This window comes from Micromonospora humi, assembly GCF_900090105.1.
In the GTDB taxonomy this organism is placed as follows: Bacteria; Actinomycetota; Actinomycetes; order Mycobacteriales; family Micromonosporaceae; genus Micromonospora; species Micromonospora humi.
In genome coordinates this window covers 281,262-296,866 of record NZ_FMDM01000005.1, presented here as the reverse complement: position 1 = coordinate 296,866, position 15,605 = coordinate 281,262, and the positions used below count along the sequence as shown (strand labels likewise).

Annotated in this window: 16 protein-coding genes and 1 tRNA gene; 7 read left to right on the top strand and 10 right to left on the bottom strand. The window is 72.2% G+C overall.

Annotation, left to right across the window (positions count from 1 at the left end; all coding sequences use genetic code 11):
• Nucleotide 1: 1 nt before the first annotated feature.
• On the top strand, nt 2–652 hold the full coding sequence (locus GA0070213_RS12120) for an aminodeoxychorismate/anthranilate synthase component II (protein WP_091062032.1): 651 nt from the start codon (nt 2–4) through the stop codon (nt 650–652).
• A 70-nt stretch (nt 653–722) separates the two neighbouring features.
• Here the strand turns inward: GA0070213_RS12120 and pknB are convergent, their stop codons facing one another.
• The 7 genes from pknB to GA0070213_RS12085 are packed head-to-tail and all read right to left on the bottom strand — an operon-like array spanning nt 723 to nt 9,667.
• The gene (gene pknB / locus GA0070213_RS12115) at nt 723–2,540 is read right to left on the bottom strand and encodes a Stk1 family PASTA domain-containing Ser/Thr kinase (RefSeq protein WP_091062029.1); all 1,818 of its coding nucleotides are present in this window, start codon (nt 2,538–2,540) and stop codon (nt 723–725) included.
• On the bottom strand, nt 2,537–3,907 hold the full coding sequence (locus tag GA0070213_RS12110; RefSeq protein WP_091062027.1) for a serine/threonine-protein kinase: 1,371 nt from the start codon (nt 3,905–3,907) through the stop codon (nt 2,537–2,539). The genes pknB and GA0070213_RS12110 overlap by 4 nt, the downstream gene beginning before the upstream one ends.
• Nucleotide 3,908: 1 nt before the next feature.
• Nucleotides 3,909–5,414 (bottom strand): peptidoglycan D,D-transpeptidase FtsI family protein, encoded by a 1,506-nt coding sequence (locus tag GA0070213_RS12105; RefSeq protein WP_091062025.1) that lies wholly within the window; start codon nt 5,412–5,414, stop codon nt 3,909–3,911.
• Nucleotides 5,411–6,904 carry an FtsW/RodA/SpoVE family cell cycle protein gene (locus GA0070213_RS12100; RefSeq protein WP_091062023.1) on the bottom strand — a complete coding sequence of 498 codons (1,494 nt, stop codon included), beginning with the start codon at nt 6,902–6,904 and terminating at the stop codon, nt 5,411–5,413. Before GA0070213_RS12100 ends, GA0070213_RS12105 begins: the two co-directional genes overlap by 4 nt.
• A gap of 28 nt (nt 6,905–6,932) precedes the next feature.
• The gene (locus GA0070213_RS12095) at nt 6,933–8,366 is read right to left on the bottom strand and encodes a PP2C family protein-serine/threonine phosphatase (RefSeq protein ID WP_091062021.1); all 1,434 of its coding nucleotides are present in this window, start codon (nt 8,364–8,366) and stop codon (nt 6,933–6,935) included.
• The gene (locus GA0070213_RS12090) at nt 8,363–8,854 is read right to left on the bottom strand and encodes an FHA domain-containing protein FhaB/FipA (protein ID WP_091062019.1); all 492 of its coding nucleotides are present in this window, start codon (nt 8,852–8,854) and stop codon (nt 8,363–8,365) included. The genes GA0070213_RS12095 and GA0070213_RS12090 overlap by 4 nt, the downstream gene beginning before the upstream one ends.
• A gap of 6 nt (nt 8,855–8,860) precedes the next feature.
• Nucleotides 8,861–9,667 (bottom strand): FHA domain-containing protein, encoded by an 807-nt coding sequence (locus tag GA0070213_RS12085; RefSeq protein ID WP_091062017.1) that lies wholly within the window; start codon nt 9,665–9,667, stop codon nt 8,861–8,863.
• Between the two features lie 209 nt (nt 9,668–9,876).
• Here GA0070213_RS12085 and GA0070213_RS12080 point away from each other — a divergent pair.
• The 4 genes from GA0070213_RS12080 (at nt 9,877) to GA0070213_RS12065 (ending at nt 12,634) form a co-directional block, all read left to right on the top strand.
• Nucleotides 9,877–9,962, top strand: a tRNA-Leu gene (locus GA0070213_RS12080).
• 89 nt (nt 9,963–10,051) lie between these two features.
• Nucleotides 10,052–11,143: an NAD-dependent epimerase/dehydratase family protein gene (locus GA0070213_RS12075; protein WP_175441306.1), complete on the top strand. Its 1,092-nt coding sequence runs from the start codon at nt 10,052–10,054 to the stop codon at nt 11,141–11,143.
• Nucleotides 11,140–11,946: a WecB/TagA/CpsF family glycosyltransferase gene (locus GA0070213_RS12070; protein WP_091062014.1), complete on the top strand. Its 807-nt coding sequence runs from the start codon at nt 11,140–11,142 to the stop codon at nt 11,944–11,946. Before GA0070213_RS12075 ends, GA0070213_RS12070 begins: the two co-directional genes overlap by 4 nt.
• A gap of 85 nt (nt 11,947–12,031) precedes the next feature.
• Nucleotides 12,032–12,634, top strand: a complete 603-nt coding sequence (locus tag GA0070213_RS12065; protein WP_091062011.1) for a hypothetical protein — start codon at nt 12,032–12,034, stop codon at nt 12,632–12,634.
• Here GA0070213_RS12065 and GA0070213_RS12060 read toward each other — a convergent pair.
• The 3 genes from GA0070213_RS12060 to GA0070213_RS12050 all read right to left on the bottom strand — a co-directional run bounded on the left by GA0070213_RS12060 (nt 12,602) and on the right by GA0070213_RS12050 (nt 14,230).
• Complete coding sequence (locus GA0070213_RS12060) at nt 12,602–13,006, bottom strand: hypothetical protein (protein WP_091062009.1); 405 nt, start codon at nt 13,004–13,006, stop codon at nt 12,602–12,604. The two genes, GA0070213_RS12065 and GA0070213_RS12060, sit on opposite strands and share 33 nt — an antisense overlap.
• 151 nt (nt 13,007–13,157) lie before the next feature.
• Nucleotides 13,158–13,379: a DUF397 domain-containing protein gene (locus GA0070213_RS12055; RefSeq protein ID WP_091062008.1), complete on the bottom strand. Its 222-nt coding sequence runs from the start codon at nt 13,377–13,379 to the stop codon at nt 13,158–13,160.
• Complete coding sequence (locus GA0070213_RS12050) at nt 13,349–14,230, bottom strand: helix-turn-helix domain-containing protein (RefSeq protein ID WP_091062407.1); 882 nt, start codon at nt 14,228–14,230, stop codon at nt 13,349–13,351. The genes GA0070213_RS12055 and GA0070213_RS12050 overlap by 31 nt, the downstream gene beginning before the upstream one ends.
• A 548-nt stretch (nt 14,231–14,778) precedes the next feature.
• Between GA0070213_RS12050 and GA0070213_RS12045 the strand changes: the two genes are divergently transcribed.
• Both GA0070213_RS12045 and GA0070213_RS12040 read left to right on the top strand, forming a co-directional pair.
• Nucleotides 14,779–15,066, top strand: a complete 288-nt coding sequence (locus GA0070213_RS12045) for a hypothetical protein (RefSeq protein ID WP_091062006.1) — start codon at nt 14,779–14,781, stop codon at nt 15,064–15,066.
• 98 nt (nt 15,067–15,164) lie between these two features.
• Nucleotides 15,165–15,605, top strand: a complete 441-nt coding sequence (locus GA0070213_RS12040) for a hypothetical protein (protein ID WP_175441305.1) — start codon at nt 15,165–15,167, stop codon at nt 15,603–15,605.

Sequence of the window (15,605 nt, the reverse complement as noted above, 5' to 3'; positions counted from 1 at the left end):
GATGCGCGTCCTGGTGATCGACAACTACGACTCGTTCGTCTTCAACCTGGTGCAATATCTCGGCCAGCTCGGCGTGGACTGCGAGGTCCGCCGCAACGACGAGATCGACGTGGCCGAGGTCGGCCGGGTCGGCGCGGCCGGGGTGCTGCTCTCACCCGGTCCGGGCAGCCCGGACCGCGCCGGCATCTGCCTGGACGTGATCCGCGAGTACGCCGGCACGCTCCCCCTCTTCGGCGTCTGCCTCGGCCACCAGGCCATCGGCGAGGCGTTCGGCGCCACCGTCACCCGGGCGCCGGAGCTGCTGCACGGCAAGACCTCCGAGGTACGCCACCAGGGCGTCGGCGTGCTGGCCGGCCTGCCCGACCCGTTCACCGCCACCCGCTACCACTCGCTCGCAGTGCTCCCCGAGACGCTCCCGGACGAGCTGGAGGTCACCGGCCGGACCGCCTCCGGCGTGGTGATGGCGATGCGGCACCGGACGCTGCCGATCGAGGGCGTCCAGTTCCACCCCGAGTCGGTGCTGACCGAGGGCGGTCACCTGATGCTGGCGAACTGGCTCGCCACCTGTGGCTTCCCGGCGGCGCTGGAGCGTGCGCCGGAGCTGGCCGCCGAGGTCGACGCGCGCCGCCGGGCCGCCTTCGCCACGGCCTGACCACCCGGAAACGCCACGTGGCGGCACCCCGGTGGGGGCACCGCCACGTTCGCGTCCGCGTCGAGGGCGGTCAGCCGTTGCTGCGCGCCGGCGGGACGGTCGGGAACGGGAAGCCGCCACCGCCGCCGCCGGGCGTGGTCGGCGTCGCGCTGGGGGTGCCGCTCGGCGTCTCGCTGGGCGTCTCCTCGGGCAGCGGTACGTCGACCTCGATGGTCACGGTCTCACCCTTGGCCAGCTTCTTCCCGGCCGACGGCGACTGGCCGCTCACCTTGCCCGCCTGGGCCGGCTCGACCTCTTCGCCGTCGATTACCCGGACGTTGTAGCCGGCGTTCTTGAGCTGCTTCTTCGCCTGGTCCTCGGTGAAGCCGCGCACGTCCGGCACCTCGGTGAGATTGCCCTTGGAGACCTCGAGGGTCACCTTCGTCTTCGGGGCCACCGTGCTGCCCTCCTTGGGCGACACGTTGACCACCTGGCCCTCCGGGGCCCCGCTGGTGACGTCCTTGCGATCGACGTCGAGCCCGAGGTTCTCCAGTTGCGCCTTCACGCTGGTGTAGGTGCCGCCGGTCAGGTTCGGCGGGATGGTGACGTCGTCCGGGCCGGCGCAGACCTGGACCGTGACCGCGGTGTTCTTCTCCACCCGCTGGCCGAACGGCGGGTTCTGCCCGACGACAGTCCCCTTCTTGCACTCGGTGTCCTTGACCGGGGCACCGGCGGCGAAGCGCAGGCCGGCCTGGGTGAGCGCGGTCTGCGCGTCGGCCTGCGTACGGTCCACCAGCTGCGGCACGGAGACCTTCTCGGCCCCGGACTGGTTGAGCCAGAGCGCCGTGCCCAACGCGATCACCGCGAGCACGCCGAGCGCGGCGAACGTGGCGATGACCCAGGAGGAGGTCCGGCGCTTGCGCGGGTCACCGACCCGGGCCGGCGCCTGCTGCCGGGTCTGCGGGCCCATCATCTGGGTCTGCTGCGCCGCCTGGTAGCCGCCCGCGGCGGCCGCCATCGGCATGGTCTCCTCGGTGGGCAGCACCGGGGTGGCCAGCACCGGCCGGCCGGCGGCGGCGCGGAGCAGGTCCGCCCGCATCTCACCGGCGCTCTGGTAGCGGTTGAGCGGGTTCTTGGAGAGCGCCTTCAACACGATCGCGTCGACCGCGGCGTTGACGTCCGGGTTGATCGTGCTCGGCGTCGGCGGCTGCTCCCGCACGTGCTGGTAGGCGACGCTGACCGGGCTGTCCCCGACGAACGGCGGGTGCCCGCAGAGCAACTCGAACAGCACGCACCCGGCCGCGTAGACGTCGGACCGGGCGTCGACCGCCTCGCCACGCGCCTGCTCCGGGGAGAGGTATTGCGCCGTGCCGATGACCGCGCTGGTCTGCGTCATCGTGGTGGCGCCGCTGGCCAGCGCCCGGGCGATGCCGAAGTCCATCACCTTGACCTGGCCGGTCTGGGTGAGCATCACGTTGCCGGGCTTGATGTCCCGGTGGATGATGCCGTGCCGGTGGCTGAACTCCAGCGCCGCGCACATGTCGGCGCAGATCTCCAACGCCCGGCGCGGCTGGAGCCGCCCCTCGACGCCGAGGACCTCCTTCAGGGTCCGCCCGTTGACGAACTCCATCACGATGAACGGCAGCGTCTCGCCGGTCGGGGCGGTCTCCTCGCCGGTGTCGTAGACGGCGACGATGGCCGGGTGGTTGAGCGAGGCGGCGTTCTGCGCCTCCCGGCGGAACCGCATCTGGAAGGTGGCGTCGCGGGCCAGGTCGGCACGGAGCATCTTGATCGCGACGTCCCGCCCGAGCCGGAGATCGCGACCGCGGTGCACCTCCGCCATGCCGCCGTAGCCCAGCAGCTCGCCGACCTGGTACCTGCCACCGAGCAGGCGGGCCTGCGCTGTCATCGCGTCTCTCGTCCTTCGCTCGTCGTCATACCGCCGTCGGCCGGCTGGAGGCGTACCTCACGACGGTACGACGTGCGGACCGGATAGTCGCCCCCGTACGCCCGCACCGCGCCGGAGGTCACGCTCACACTCCCGGAACCGGGTGCGCCCGCGGCGTCGGCCACGTACTTCCGGTACCAGAACGAGATCACGCCCGAGCAGAGGATGACCAGCACGGCCACCAGGATCGCGGTGGTCCAGAGCCCGGAACGCGAGCGGCGGGGCGGTGCCGGCGGTGGCGCGGCCGGCGGGCGAGCGTACCCCAGGGGGTTGTGCGGGGGGCGCGGTTGCGGAACCGGCGCCGCGCCGCGCGGGGCCACCGGTGGGCGGGCCTGCGGGGCGGGATGCGCGACCATGGTCGGGCGCGGCCCGACCGGCGGGCGGGCCGGCGTCACCGGCGGTCGCGGCGGCTGTGGGCGGGGCGCCGCGGTCGGCACCTGCGCCCGCGCGGCGGGCGCGGCCGGGGAGGCGGGTACGCCGGAGATCGGGCGGCCACCGCGCGCCTGCTGGGAGAGGACGAGCTTCGCCTGCCGGGCCACGCTCGCCAACGCGGCGGCGCTGGGCCAGCGGGCCTTCGGGTCCTTCGCCATGGCCCGTTCGACGATCGCCCGCACCTGCGGCGGGATGTCGGCGGGCAGCGCCCGGGGATTGTCCCGCACGTGCTTCATGGCGATCTCGAGGGGATTGTCGCCCTCGAAGGGGCGCCGGCCGGCGAGGCACTGGTAGGCGACCACGCCGAGGGCGTAGACGTCCGAGGCGGGGGTGGCGACCGCGCCGGTGGCCTGCTCGGGAGAGATGTACGAGGCGGTGCCGAGCACCGAGCCGGCGGCGGTGAGCTGGCCGACCAGCTCCGAGCGGGCGATGCCGAAGTCGGTGAGCACCAGCGTGCCGTTCGGCCGGACCAGCAGGTTGCCGGGCTTCACGTCGCGGTGCACGATGCCCTTCTCGTGCGCCGCGTGCAACGCGTCGGCGGCCTGGGCCAGCAGCGCCATGGTGCGGGCCGGGGTGAGCCGGCCGACCCGGCCGAGGGTGGCGGAGAGCGCGTCGCCCTCCACGTATTCCATGACCAGGAACGCGATCTGCTGGTCGCTGCCGAAGTCGTAGACGTCGACCACGCCCGGGTGGTTGATGGTGGCCATCGTCCGGGCCTCACCGCGGAACCGCTCGGCGAAGCCCGGCTCGTCGAGCAGCGCCGGCAGCAGGCTCTTGACCGCGACCGTACGGCCCAGCACCTGGTCGGTGCCGCGCCACACGTCGCCCATGCCACCGCTGGCGATCCGTTCGTCGAGCCGGTAGCGGTTGCCGAGCTGCACCCCCGGGCTGAGCACGTCAGCGCCTCCCGGAGTCCGCGATGGCCGCCGCCATGATCCGGCCGGCGATCCGGGCCGCCTCGGCGCTGCCGCCGCTGCCGGCCTGCTCCAACTCCACACAGACGGCGGAGAGCGGGGTGCCGTCCTTGTCCATGGCGAAGCCGATGAACCAGCCGTGGTCCGGCGTGTCCGGGCCGGACTGGGCGGTGCCGGTCTTGCCACCGACCACGAAGCCGTCGATGTCGGCTCGGCGGCCGGTGCCCTCCTTCACCACGTTCTGCATCATGGAGCGCAGGTCCGCGGCGACCTGGCCGCTGACCGGCCGCCGCAGCTCACGCGGCTTGGCGGCGTCGTAGACCGTGGTCCGGTCCGGCCCGAGGAGCTGCTTCACGAGGTACGGGCGCATCTGGCTGCCGCCGTTGGCGACCGCGGCGGCGATCAGCGCGCCCTGCAACGGCGTCATCCGCACGTTGTTCTGCCCGATCGACGACTGCGCCAGCGCGGCCGGGTCGGTGCTGCCGTCCGGGTTCTGCATGTCGCCGGTCCGGCTGGCCGCCACCGGCAGGCCACCGTCGCCGGTCTGGCCGACCGTGAGGTCCTCCTGCTCGAAGCCGAACTGCCGCGCCTTCTCCTTCACCTTGTCCGCGCCGAGTCGCACGCCGAGCTGCGCGAAGCCGGTGTTGCAGGACTCGGTCACCGCCTCCCGCAGGGTCACCTGCGACTCGGGGCAGATCGACGGCGCCGCGTTCTTGATCGGCGACCCGGAGGTCGGCGGGGTGTAGCTCGCCCCGGCCGGGATCTGGGTCTGCTGGCCGATGCCGTTCTCCAGTGCGGCGGCAGCCATGACGATCTTGAAGGTGGAGCCCGGCGGCAGCGTCTCGGCGAGCGCCCGGTTGGCCAGCGGTCGGTCCTTGTCCTTCTCCAACGCGTTGTAGGCCCGGTCGGCCTCCGCGCTGGAGTGGCTGGCCAGCGGATTCGGGTCGAAGCTCGGCATCGAGACCAGCGCCTGGACCGCGCCGGTCCGCGGGTCGATCGCGATCGCCGCGCCCTTCTTCGCCCCGACCTGGTTGTCGTTGAGCTGCTTGTACGCCGCCTCCTGCGCCCGCTTGGAGAGCGTCAGCAGCACGTTGCCGCCACCGGTCTCGTCACCGGTGAACATGTCCTTGATGCGGTTGGCGATGAGCGCGTCGCTGGTGCCGGCGAGGAAGTCGTTCTCCACCCGCTCGATGCCGCTCGCGCTGCCGTTGACCGGCTTCCAGCCGAGCACGTGCGCGTACATCTCCCCCTCGGGGTAGGTACGCAGGTACTTCAGCTCCCCGCCGGTCTCCTTGCTCAACGCGTACGCGGTGCCGCCGACCTCGATGTTGCCGCGCTTGCGGTCGTACTCGGCGACCTGGACCCGACCGTTGTAGTCGCTGGTGCGGTATTCGTCGGCCTTGTAGGCCTGGATCCAGTTGAGGTTCGCGAAGAGCAACCCGAACAGGATCATCACGACCACACCGACGCGGCGCAGGGGTGCGTTCACGGCCGGATCACCTCCGTGGGGGCGCCGTGCAACTGCTCGGGCGGACCCCCGGCGGGCCGGGCCGCCGGGCCGCGACCGCCGGTCACCGGCCGGCGGGCACCGTCGGAGACCCGCAGCAGCACCGCGATCAGCAGCCAGTTCGCCATCAGCGAGGAGCCACCGGCGGAGAGGAACGGAGTGGTCTGGCCGGTCAGCGGAATGAGCTTGCTGATGCCGCCGACGATGACGAAGACCTGGAGCCCCAGGGTGAACGCCAGACCGCCGGCGAGCAGCTTGCCGAACGAGTCCCGCACCGCCAGCGCGGCGCGCAGGCCCCGCTCGACGATCAGCAGATAGACCACCAGCAGCGCGGAGAGACCGAACAGGCCGATCTCCTCACCGATGCCGGCGAAGATGAAGTCGGTCTGCACCTCGGGCAGCAGCGTCGGCTGGCCGCCGCCCGGCCCGGCGCCGAAGAGGCCGCCGGTGCCCAACGTCAGCAGACCCTGGACGAGTTGGTAACCCCGGTCGTACGGCTCGGCGAACGGGTCGAGCCAGATCTGCGCCCGGTCGTAGAAGTTGGCGAACGGTCCACCCACCGTGCTGCCCAGCACATAGGCGAGGTAGGCGCCGCCGAAGAACAGGAGCAGACCGATGAGCAGCCAGCTGACCCGCTCGGTGGCGATGTAGAGCGTCACCACGAACATGCCGAAGTAGAGCAGCGACGTGCCCAGGTCCTTCTCGAAGACCAGCACCATGAGGCTGATCAGCCAGACCACCAGGACCGGGCCGAGATCCCGCCCACGCGGGAAGTCGATCCCGAGCACCCGCCGGCTGGCCAGCGAGAGCACCTCACGCTTGCGCACCAGGTAGTAGGCGAAGAACGTGAGCAGGGCCAGCTTCGCGAACTCACCCGGCTGGATCTGCCCCAGCCCGGGCACGATGATCCAGAGCTTGGCGCCGTTGATCTCGGAGAAGCGGCCGGGCAGGATCGCCGGGATCATCACCAGCACGATGCCGGCCAGCCCCAGCGTGTACGCGTAGCGGGAGAGCGTGCGGTGGTCGCGCAGGACCGCCAGCAGCCCGGCGGCGAGCACCACCGAGGCGAGCGTCCAGGCCAGCTGGCGGCCACCGGTGCCGGCGAAGATGGCCAGGTCCTCCCGCTCCGCCGGCGCGGCCTGGGCCAGGTCGAAGCGACGCAGGAAGCCGACCCCGATGCCGTTGAGCAGCGCCACCGCCGGCAGCAGCGCCGGGTCGGCGAACGGCGCCAGCCACCGGATCACCAGGTGCAGGCCGAGGAAGACCAGCCCCAGCGCGGCGGCGGGGATCCAGAAATCCCCGGTGATCGTGTCGAGCGCCTTCGCCTCGATCATCGCCGAGTAGGCCGCCACCAGCACCATGGCCAGCAGGAGCAGGGACAACTCGGCGTTACGCCGGGACCGGGCCAGGCGTACGCCGGACTGCTCGCCCGTCGAGGCGGGCGAGGCTGCCGGTACGGCGGCTGCGGTCACGGATGCGTCCTCGGGATCGAGCCGGCGCTCACTCCGGCGACCGGCAACCGGCGGGATCGGCCGGCGGAACGGTGTCGGAGGGTACGGCGTCGGGCGTGATGGTCAACGTCGGCGCGGGCGTCGGCGTGCCCGCCGCCGGGGTCGGCGACCCGGGCGTGCCGGTGGCCGCCGGGCTCAGCGCGCCGGCGGTCGCCACCGGGGTGGGACCGGGCGTGCCGGGCGTCGGGCCGGGCGGGCAGAGCGGCTTGAGGTTCGGGTTGGCCGGGTCGTCGCTGGTCAGCTCGGCCAGCCGGCGCTCGGCGTCCGGTTCGCTCTTGGCCTGGATGCCCTGCTTCACCCGCTCCTGGGCGGCCAGGGTGAGATCGTCGAGCCGGGACCCGCTGCGTTCGTGCACGTCCGACAGGTCGAGCCCGGCGACCTGGCCGGGCACGCCGCGGAAGACCGCGAGCTGACCGTCGTCGGTGGCGCCGACGTAGTACTGCCGCTGGGTGTAGGTCCAGCCGCCGAAGACGCCGCCACCGACGATCACCGCCAGCGCGAGCACCATCGCCACCGTCCGCAGCGGCCGGCGTCGACGCTGGTCGGGCTCGTCGTCCCGGTTGTCGGCCGGCTCCTCGGGAGCGGGCGGACGCGGGGCGGACAGCGCCGAGGCGCGGGCCGCCGGGGTGGAGTCGTCGGCCGACGTGGCCATGCCCCGGTCACGGGCGGCGGCGCCGCCGACGATCGGGGACGCCTCGACGATGTCCTGGTCGGTCGCGTCGGCGATGATCACGGTGATGTTGTCCGGGCCGCCGCCGCGCAGCGCGAGCTGCACCAGCCGCTCCACGCACTGCTGCGGGTCGGGGTATTCCCGCATGGTGTCGCCGATGGTGTCCGCGCTGACCACGCCGGAGAGGCCGTCGGAGCAGATCAGGTAGCGGTCGCCGGGCAGCACCTGGCGGACGCTGTACTCCGGGTCGACGTCGCGGCCGTCGAGCGCGCGGGTGAGCAGCGAGCGCTGGGGGTGGCTGCTCGCCTCCTCCGCGCTGATCCGACCCTCGTCGACGAGCATCTGGACGTAGGTGTCGTCCTTGGTGATCTGCGCGAACTCACCGTTGCGCAGGAGGTAGGCCCGGGAGTCACCGATGTGGACCATGCCGAGCTTGCTGCCGGAGAAGAGGGTCGCGGTGAGCGTGGTGCCCATCCCCTCCAGCTGCGGGTTGGCGTCCACGGTGTCGCGGAGCTGCTGGTTGGCGGTGCCGACGGCGGATCGGAGCGCGTCGACCAGGGCGTCACCGGGGACGTCCTCGTCGAGCGGCGCCATGGCACCGATGACGATGTTGCTGGCGACGTCACCGGCGGCCATGCCGCCCATGCCGTCGGCAACGGCGAGCAGCCGCGGTCCGGCGTAGACGGAATCCTGGTTGCCGTCTCGGATCAGACCGCGGTCGCTGTGGGCCGCGTAGCGCAGGGTCAGAGTCATGGCCGTAATTCGAGGGAAGTGCGGCCGATCCGGATCGGCACGCCGAGGGGGACGGGGGTTGGTCCGGTGACCTTAGCGCGATCGAGGTAGGTGCCGTTAGTCGATCCGAGGTCCTCCACGTACCACTGCCCGTCGCGCGGGACCAGCCGGGCGTGTCGGGCCGAGGCGTAGTCGTCGGTGATCACCAGGGTGGAGTCCTCCGCCCGACCGATGGTGATCTGGGCCTCCCCGAGGGTGATCCGGGTGCCGGCCAACTGACCGGCGGTGACCACCATCTGGTGGGCGGCGCGACCTCGCTTGACCTTCGCCGGCTTGCCGCTCGGCGGCTGGCTGGTCGACGCGCCGACCCCCCGTGGCGCGGCCACCAGCCGACCCGACCGGGCCCCCGCGAAGAGGTCCCGGCGGATCACGCCGACCACCGTGAAGACGAAGATCCACAGCAGGATCAGGAACCCGAACCGGGCGACGGTGATGACGAGCTCCGGCAACGGGGATCAGCCGTCCACGCGGAAGGTCAGCGTCGTGGTGCCGAGCTGGATCATGTCGCCGGGGTTGAGGGCCACCGCCGAGACCCGCTGGCCGTTGACCATCGTGCCGTTGGTGGACCCCAGGTCGGTCAGCACGACCTGGCCGCCGTCGAAGTCGAGCCGGGCGTGCCGCCGGGAGATCCCGACGTCGGGCAGGCGCAGGTTGGCCTGGTCACCGCGGCCGATCACGGTCGAGCCCATCTGCAACGGGTAGGTGCGGCCGTCGCCGGAGACCAGCCGCACGTTGCGACCGCCGCCGTGCCCGGGCGGGGGGCCGTAGCCGCCGCCCTGGTCGTAGGACGGGTAGGCCGGGCCGGCGTCGTAACCGCCGCCCTGGTCGTAGCCGCCGGGCGCGGAGACCGGCGCGACGTCGCCGCCGGTGTAGACCTCGGCGGTCACCCGGAACATGCCGGTGTCCAGCCCCTCACCACGCTCGACCTCGACGATCACGTCGCCGTAGACCGTCCAGGCCTGCTCGCCGATGAACTCCGCCTGCGACTGGGCCAGTTCCTGGGCCAGCGCGGCGGCGTACGGCGCCAACCGACTGTGGTCGTAGGGCGAGAGATCGATCACGTAGCGGTTGGGCACCAACGTGCGCCCACCGGCCAGGATCGCCTTGTGCGCCTCGGCCTCCCGCTGCATGGCGTTGAGGATCTCCACGGGGTGGACCACCCCTTTGAAGACCTTGGCGAAGGCCCCCTCGACCAGGCCTTCCAGACGCTTCTCGAAGCGTTGCAGCACGCTCACCGGCTCCTCCTCGGGTCCCGAGGCAATGATGGTATCCGGACACCGCCTCCGCAGCTCACACGCCGCTCGGCCGGCTGCCGTCGGCCCGTTCGTGACCAGGCCCGCGAGCGTGCTACAGTTTCGCCCGCCACGAGCGGTGACCGTTCGTGGCGTGACCAGTGGACAGCGTAATAGGTCCCGACACCGGCCGCAGAGGGCGGGCGAGGGATGCGATATGGTGTTCCGGGTCGTGCCACGGGGATGTGGCGGAATGGCAGACGCGCACGGTTCAGGTCCGTGTGTCCGAAAGGACGTGGGGGTTCAACTCCCCCCATCCCCACCAGAACGAGGGCTCCGCGGGATGCGGGGCCCTCGCGCCGTATCGGGGCGTACCGGACGTCACGCTATGCTCCGAGAGTTTCCCTGCCTCCCATGGACCAGGAGTGGCGTGTGAGTGTCGCGTTGGTGACCGGTTCCGGCGGTCTGATCGGCTCCGAGGCGGCCCGGCACTTCGCCGCCCTCGGCCTCGACGTGGTCGGCATCGACAACGACATGCGCCGGTACTTCTTCGGTGAGGACGGCTCGACCGCCTGGAGCCTGGACCGGCTCGCCGCCGACCTCGGGCCGGCCTACACCCACCACCCGGTGGACATCCGGGACCGCGACGGCCTGGAGAAGGTGTTCGCCCGCTACGGCCGGGACATCGCCGTGGTGATCCACAGCGCCGCCCAGCCGAGTCACGACTGGGCCGCCAAGGAGCCCTACACCGACTTCGACGTCAACGCCGGCGGCACGCTCAACGTGCTGGAGAACACCCGGCGACACGCGATCGACGCGCCGTTCATCCACTGTTCCACCAACAAGGTCTACGGCGACCGGCCGAACACGCTGCCGCTGATCGAGCTGGAGACCCGCTACGAGCTGCCCGAGGACCACCACTGGTACGGCGGCATCACCGAGGACATGTCGATCGACGAGTCGCTGCACTCGATCTTCGGCGCCTCGAAGGTCGCCGCCGACGTGATGGTCCAGGAGTACGGCCGCTACTTCGACATGAAGACCGCCTGCTTCCGGGGCGGCACGCTGACCGGCCCGGCGCACTCCGCCGCCGAACTGCACGGCTTCCTGGCGTACCTGATGCGGTGCGTGATGGAGGGCCGGACGTACAACCTCTTCGGCTACAAGGGGAAGATGGTCCGGGACGCGATCCACTCCCACGACGTGCTCACCGCGTTCGAGGCGTTCTTCCGGGAGCCGCGCTCCGCCCAGGTCTACAACCTCGGCGGCGGCCGGCACTCGAACACCTCGCACATCGAGGCGTTCCGGATCGCCCAGGAGATCACCGGTCGCGAGGCGCAGATCAACTACGTCGAGCAGGCCCGCACCGGCGACCACCAGTGGTACGTCAGCAGCATGGCCCGGTTCGAGGAGCACTACCCGGCCTGGAAGATCACCTACGACGTGCCGATGATCCTCCGCGAGATCCACGAGGCGAACGTCGACAAGTGGGTGCCGAAGGCATGACCGGCGACACCAAGCGCAACGTGCTCGGCGTCGGGGTCGACGCCACCGACTACGCCCGGGCCACCGAGGCGGTGGTCGACGCCGCCCGCGAGCGCCGCCCGCTGGCACTGACCGCGCTGGCCGTGCACGGCGTGATGACCGGCGTGCTCGACCCGGCGCACAACGCCCGGCTCAACGCGTTCGACGTGGTCACCCCGGACGGGCAGCCGGTGCGCTGGGCGCTCAACCTGCTGCACGGCGCCGGCCTCACCGACCGCGTCTACGGCCCGGAGCTGACCCTGCGGGTGCTGGCCCGGTTCGCCGACGAGGGGCTGCCCGTCTACCTCTACGGCTCCACCGAGGAGACCCTGGCCCGGCTGATCCCGGCGCTGGAGCGCAAGTTCCCCGCGCTGAAGATCGCCGGCGTCGAGCCGTCCAAGTTCCGGGCCGCCACCCCGGGGGAGGACGCCGAGATCGCCGACCGGATCCGTGGCAGCGGCGCCCGCCTCGTCCTGGTCGGGCTGGGCTGCCCCCGGCAGGAGGTCTTCGCGTACGCGATGCGGCCCCTGCTGGACATGCCGCTGATGGCCGTCGGGGCGGCGTTCGACTACCACGCCGGGCTGCTGCGCAACCCGCCACCGTGGATGCAGCGGGCCGGGCTGGAGTGGTTCTGGCGGCTCGGCCTGGAGCCGAAGCGGCTGTGGCGTCGGTACGTCATCCTCAACCCGGCCTACCTCGCCCGGCTGGCGGCGCAGAAGACCGGCCTGTGGAGGGCCACCCCACCGCCGCCGGCCACCGAGCGGCCCGCCACGTTCGACGTCTGACGACGTCCCCTACGGGAGAACGTTCCGGGTCGATCCGGGTGCCGTCCCGGATTCGGCGGACGCCGAACTGGGCAAGGCTGGGCCCATGGATGACCGTCTCGCCGTGCTGCTCCCCGTCGCCGCCGTCTGGCTGGCCGCCGCCCTGACGGCGGAGGGCCTGCCCGGGCTGGACCGCGCCCGGGCGCTGCGCCGGCGTACCGGATGGTTGTCCGCCCTGGTGCTGACCGGCCTCGCGCTCACCGCGGCGGCCCTGGGTGCGGGCCTGCAGAGCGCCGGCGACACGGCGCTGGACCGGGCCGCCGCCGGGCTCGCCGTCGCGGCGGTCCCGGCCGCGCTCGTGGCCGCCTGCACGGTACGCCGGGTCCGGCGGCTGCGGACCGGTGCCGGCGCCTTCACCACCGCGCCGGGCACCCCGGCGCCGCACGGGCTGCGGGCGGCCGCCGCACATCCGCTGATCGCGCTGCCGCTCCACGCGACAGCGCTCGCGGTGCTCGCGGCGGTGCTTCCGGCCGTCGGGCTCGACCTGTTCGCCGCGCCGGGCGTGGCCGGGCCGGCGATCACCGTCGCGGTGCTCGGTGTCGCCGCGATCGGGGTACGCCACGCGCTGCGGCACAACCGGCTCGCCGAGCGGGCGATGCCGCCGGCCGGCGCGGTGTCAGCGCGTCCGGCTCGCGCCCTGCACGTATAGCAGTTCCAGGATCGCCCGGGTCGCCTCGAACCACCGGTCCAGCCAGCCGGGCGGGGGCACGCTGCCCTTCGGGGGCAACTCCAGCAGCAGCCCGCGCAGCAGCGGATGGTCCACCAGGGACTCCTGCTGCTCCACGGGCCACCCGCTGGGCGGGAAGGACGGCTCGGTGAGCGGGTTCGGGTCGAGCGACGGCAGGGACAGCGCCGGGGCGGGCTGCTCCGGTGCGCCCGCGTCCCGGCCGGCGAGTTCCTCGCCGTCACCGGAGACCACCTCGGTCAGGACGGTGTCCCGGCGCGCGCCGCGGTACTTGCCACCGAACCGCTCCGGCTTGCCCGGGCCGTTGGTGAGATTCTCTGAACCGATCGTCGTCATCCGTCTCGCCTGCCTCGTTCGGTTGCCGATCCGTGCGGTTCAACGAGGCGGAGCGGAACTGGCGACGGGTGACGGCCTCCGGCGGTGCGGGCGGACGAAACGGTCCCGCCCGGCGACGCTGCCGGGCGGGACCTTGCTCGGGTGGTGCCGATCAGCTCCGGCCGAAGCCCTCGCCCCTGGCGCCGGCGACGAAGGCGTGCCAGTCACCCGGGGCGAAGACCAGGGCCGGGCCGGCCTTGTCCTTCGAGTCCCGGACGCCGACCGCCCCGGTCACGTAAGCGACCTCCACGCAGTTGTCGCAGTTCGGCCCGCTCTTCGAGCTCTTGAACCACGTCGCCTGCGTCAGGTCCACGGGGAACTCCTTGGTCGCCATTTCCACAGCGGCTCCTCTGCCAGTTTCGCGATGTGTGCGACGGACTCCTCCGGTCGTATGGCCGCTGCTCGAATGTGATCGAAGATGAAGCTGTACTTCTGCAGTTCGTCGCTCTTCTCCAGGAAGAGCCCACCCGTGGCGTTCTCCGCGTACACGACATCCGGATCACTAGGTTCGGGGAAGCTGAGAATCGTGAAGGTCCCGTCCATGCCGGCGTGCGCGCCCACCTCGAAGGGCAGGACCTGCACCGTCACGTTCGGCAGTTCGGCCACCTCCACCAACCGCTTGAGCTGACCACGCATGACCGCGTCGCCGCCAACCGGCCGGCTCAGCACCGCCTCATCGAGCACCACCCACAGATCGACCGGATCGTCCTGCGTCAACAACGACTGACGGCCCAGTCGGACACGCACCCGTTGTTCGATCTGATCGGCGGTGAAGTCCGGCCGGGCGGCGCGGATCATCGCCCCGGCGTACTCCTCGGTCTCCAGCAGGCCCGGCACGACCTGCTGTTCGTACGCCCGGATCGAGCTGGCGGCGGCCTCCAGCCCGACGTACGCGCCGACGAGCACCGTGCTGTAGGGGTGCCACCAGCCCTTCTGCCGCGCCTCCCGGGCGATCTGCACCAGCTCGTCGCTCTCCGCGCCGACCACCCCGTAGATGCGGAGCATGTCCCGCACGTCGCGGGGCGTCGCGGTGGTGTGCCCGGTCTCGATGCGAGAGACCTTCGACGCCGAGCACTCCAGTTGCTCGGCGACCGCCTCTATGGTGATGCCGGCCGCCTCCCGTTGCCGGCGGAGTTCGGCCCCGAGACGGCGCCGGCGGATGGTCGGGCTGCGCCGTTCGCTCACGAGCACTCCTCGGTACGCGGCTGCGGGGGCCGGCGGGCAAGCGTTCGCGGCGGGGGTGGTGCCGGTCGTCGACCGGCCGCGACGGGCGGAACCGGCGTCCAGTGTGCCGCCCCGACACCTGAGGCTTCAAGCGTCCCGTTCACGTGTCCCGCTCACCTATCGGCAAAAGTCGACGTGCAACTTGCATGACGCACGTCGCTGATGCACTCTGTCCGTATGGCACGGGTTACTCACCGTCTTCGGTTGATCTCCGGGCGTGGTGACACCACGGTTCGCGGGACGGCCGGAGGGGAGCCGTCCCGCGCCGTGAGACCTGCACCGGAATGAAGACCCCGCCGCTGCACGCCGGCTCGGCTGCGGCGGCGGGAGCGGTAACCGGGAGCAGCCGGGTGATGGTCGGGTGGCGGTCCGCCACCGCGGGTACGGCCCGACCAGCACCGACCCACCGACCGTCGGTCCACGAGGCAGAACCCCCGTCACCGGACCGCACCCGACCCCCGTTCAGCCTCGCCGGCCCCGCCGCCGGCCGAACCTTCCCAGGAGCCCATGTGCTTCCCCGCTCCGGTGACGTACTGCACGTGACGCGCGCGGCGAGTGTCCAGTTCCTCCGACCGATCATGTTCCGGGTGATCCGGGTACTCGACTGGCCGACCTACGACGGTTGGCTCTGGCTCGACGGCTACGAGTTGAACGCGGCGGGGGACGCGGTCAACCGACGGTCGATCTTCGTACAGCAGGAGGGGCTGCGGCAGGTCCAGGCCGCACCGGTCCCTCGGCAGCACACCGTCCGCACCGCCCGGCGGCCGATCGCACGGACTCCGGTCCGGGTGGGCTGACCTCACGATTCCCGGCCGGGTGGGCGTGCCGTCGCCATAGAATCGGTACGCCCACCCCGGCACGTTCCACCCCGCGCGCCCCGGACCCTGAACCAGGGATGGTCATGGTCAAACTGCCCGCCGCGCGGCGGCACCGTCGGTCCCGCATCGGCTACGCCCTCGGGCTCCTCGTATTCCTCGGGGTCGCCACCGCGCTCGCGCTCGTGGTCCGCCACCCGGCCTTCTCCGCCACCCAGCAGTTGGCCGAACCCGTGCCCGCCCCGGAGATCACCGTGGCCGGGGACGACGCCCGCGCGGGCGTCGGAACCGCACCGGACGAATCCGGACCGGGTGAGGACGAGGACGAGCCGGTGGCAGGCGCCGCCGAGGCCGCGCCCCCGACCGGTACGGCAGGCGTCGGCGCCGGGGACGGCTCGCTCGCCGAGCCGGCCGGCGACCCGATCGAACCCGGCCGGTCGCTCTTCTACACCGGGCTGCTCGGACTCGCCATCTCGCTGGCCGGGCTCGGCCTGGTCGGCACCCGCCGACGCCAGTGGTGA

What these genes read in the sequence shown, in the direction of transcription:
- GA0070213_RS12120 (WP_091062032.1), top strand. Translation starts at nt 2, where the DNA reads ATGCGCGTCCTGGTGATCGACAACTACGACTCGTTCGTCTTCAACCTG.
- pknB (WP_091062029.1), bottom strand. Translation starts at nt 2,540, where the DNA reads ATGACAGCGCAGGCCCGCCTGCTCGGTGGCAGGTACCAGGTCGGCGAG.
- GA0070213_RS12095 (WP_091062021.1), bottom strand. Translation starts at nt 8,366, where the DNA reads ATGACTCTGACCCTGCGCTACGCGGCCCACAGCGACCGCGGTCTGATC.
- GA0070213_RS12075 (WP_175441306.1), top strand. Translation starts at nt 10,052, where the DNA reads ATGGACCAGGAGTGGCGTGTGAGTGTCGCGTTGGTGACCGGTTCCGGC.
- GA0070213_RS12070 (WP_091062014.1), top strand. Translation starts at nt 11,140, where the DNA reads ATGACCGGCGACACCAAGCGCAACGTGCTCGGCGTCGGGGTCGACGCC.
- GA0070213_RS12065 (WP_091062011.1), top strand. Translation starts at nt 12,032, where the DNA reads ATGGATGACCGTCTCGCCGTGCTGCTCCCCGTCGCCGCCGTCTGGCTG.
- GA0070213_RS12060 (WP_091062009.1), bottom strand. Translation starts at nt 13,006, where the DNA reads ATGACGACGATCGGTTCAGAGAATCTCACCAACGGCCCGGGCAAGCCG.
- GA0070213_RS12055 (WP_091062008.1), bottom strand. Translation starts at nt 13,379, where the DNA reads ATGGCGACCAAGGAGTTCCCCGTGGACCTGACGCAGGCGACGTGGTTC.
- GA0070213_RS12040 (WP_175441305.1), top strand. Translation starts at nt 15,165, where the DNA reads ATGGTCATGGTCAAACTGCCCGCCGCGCGGCGGCACCGTCGGTCCCGC.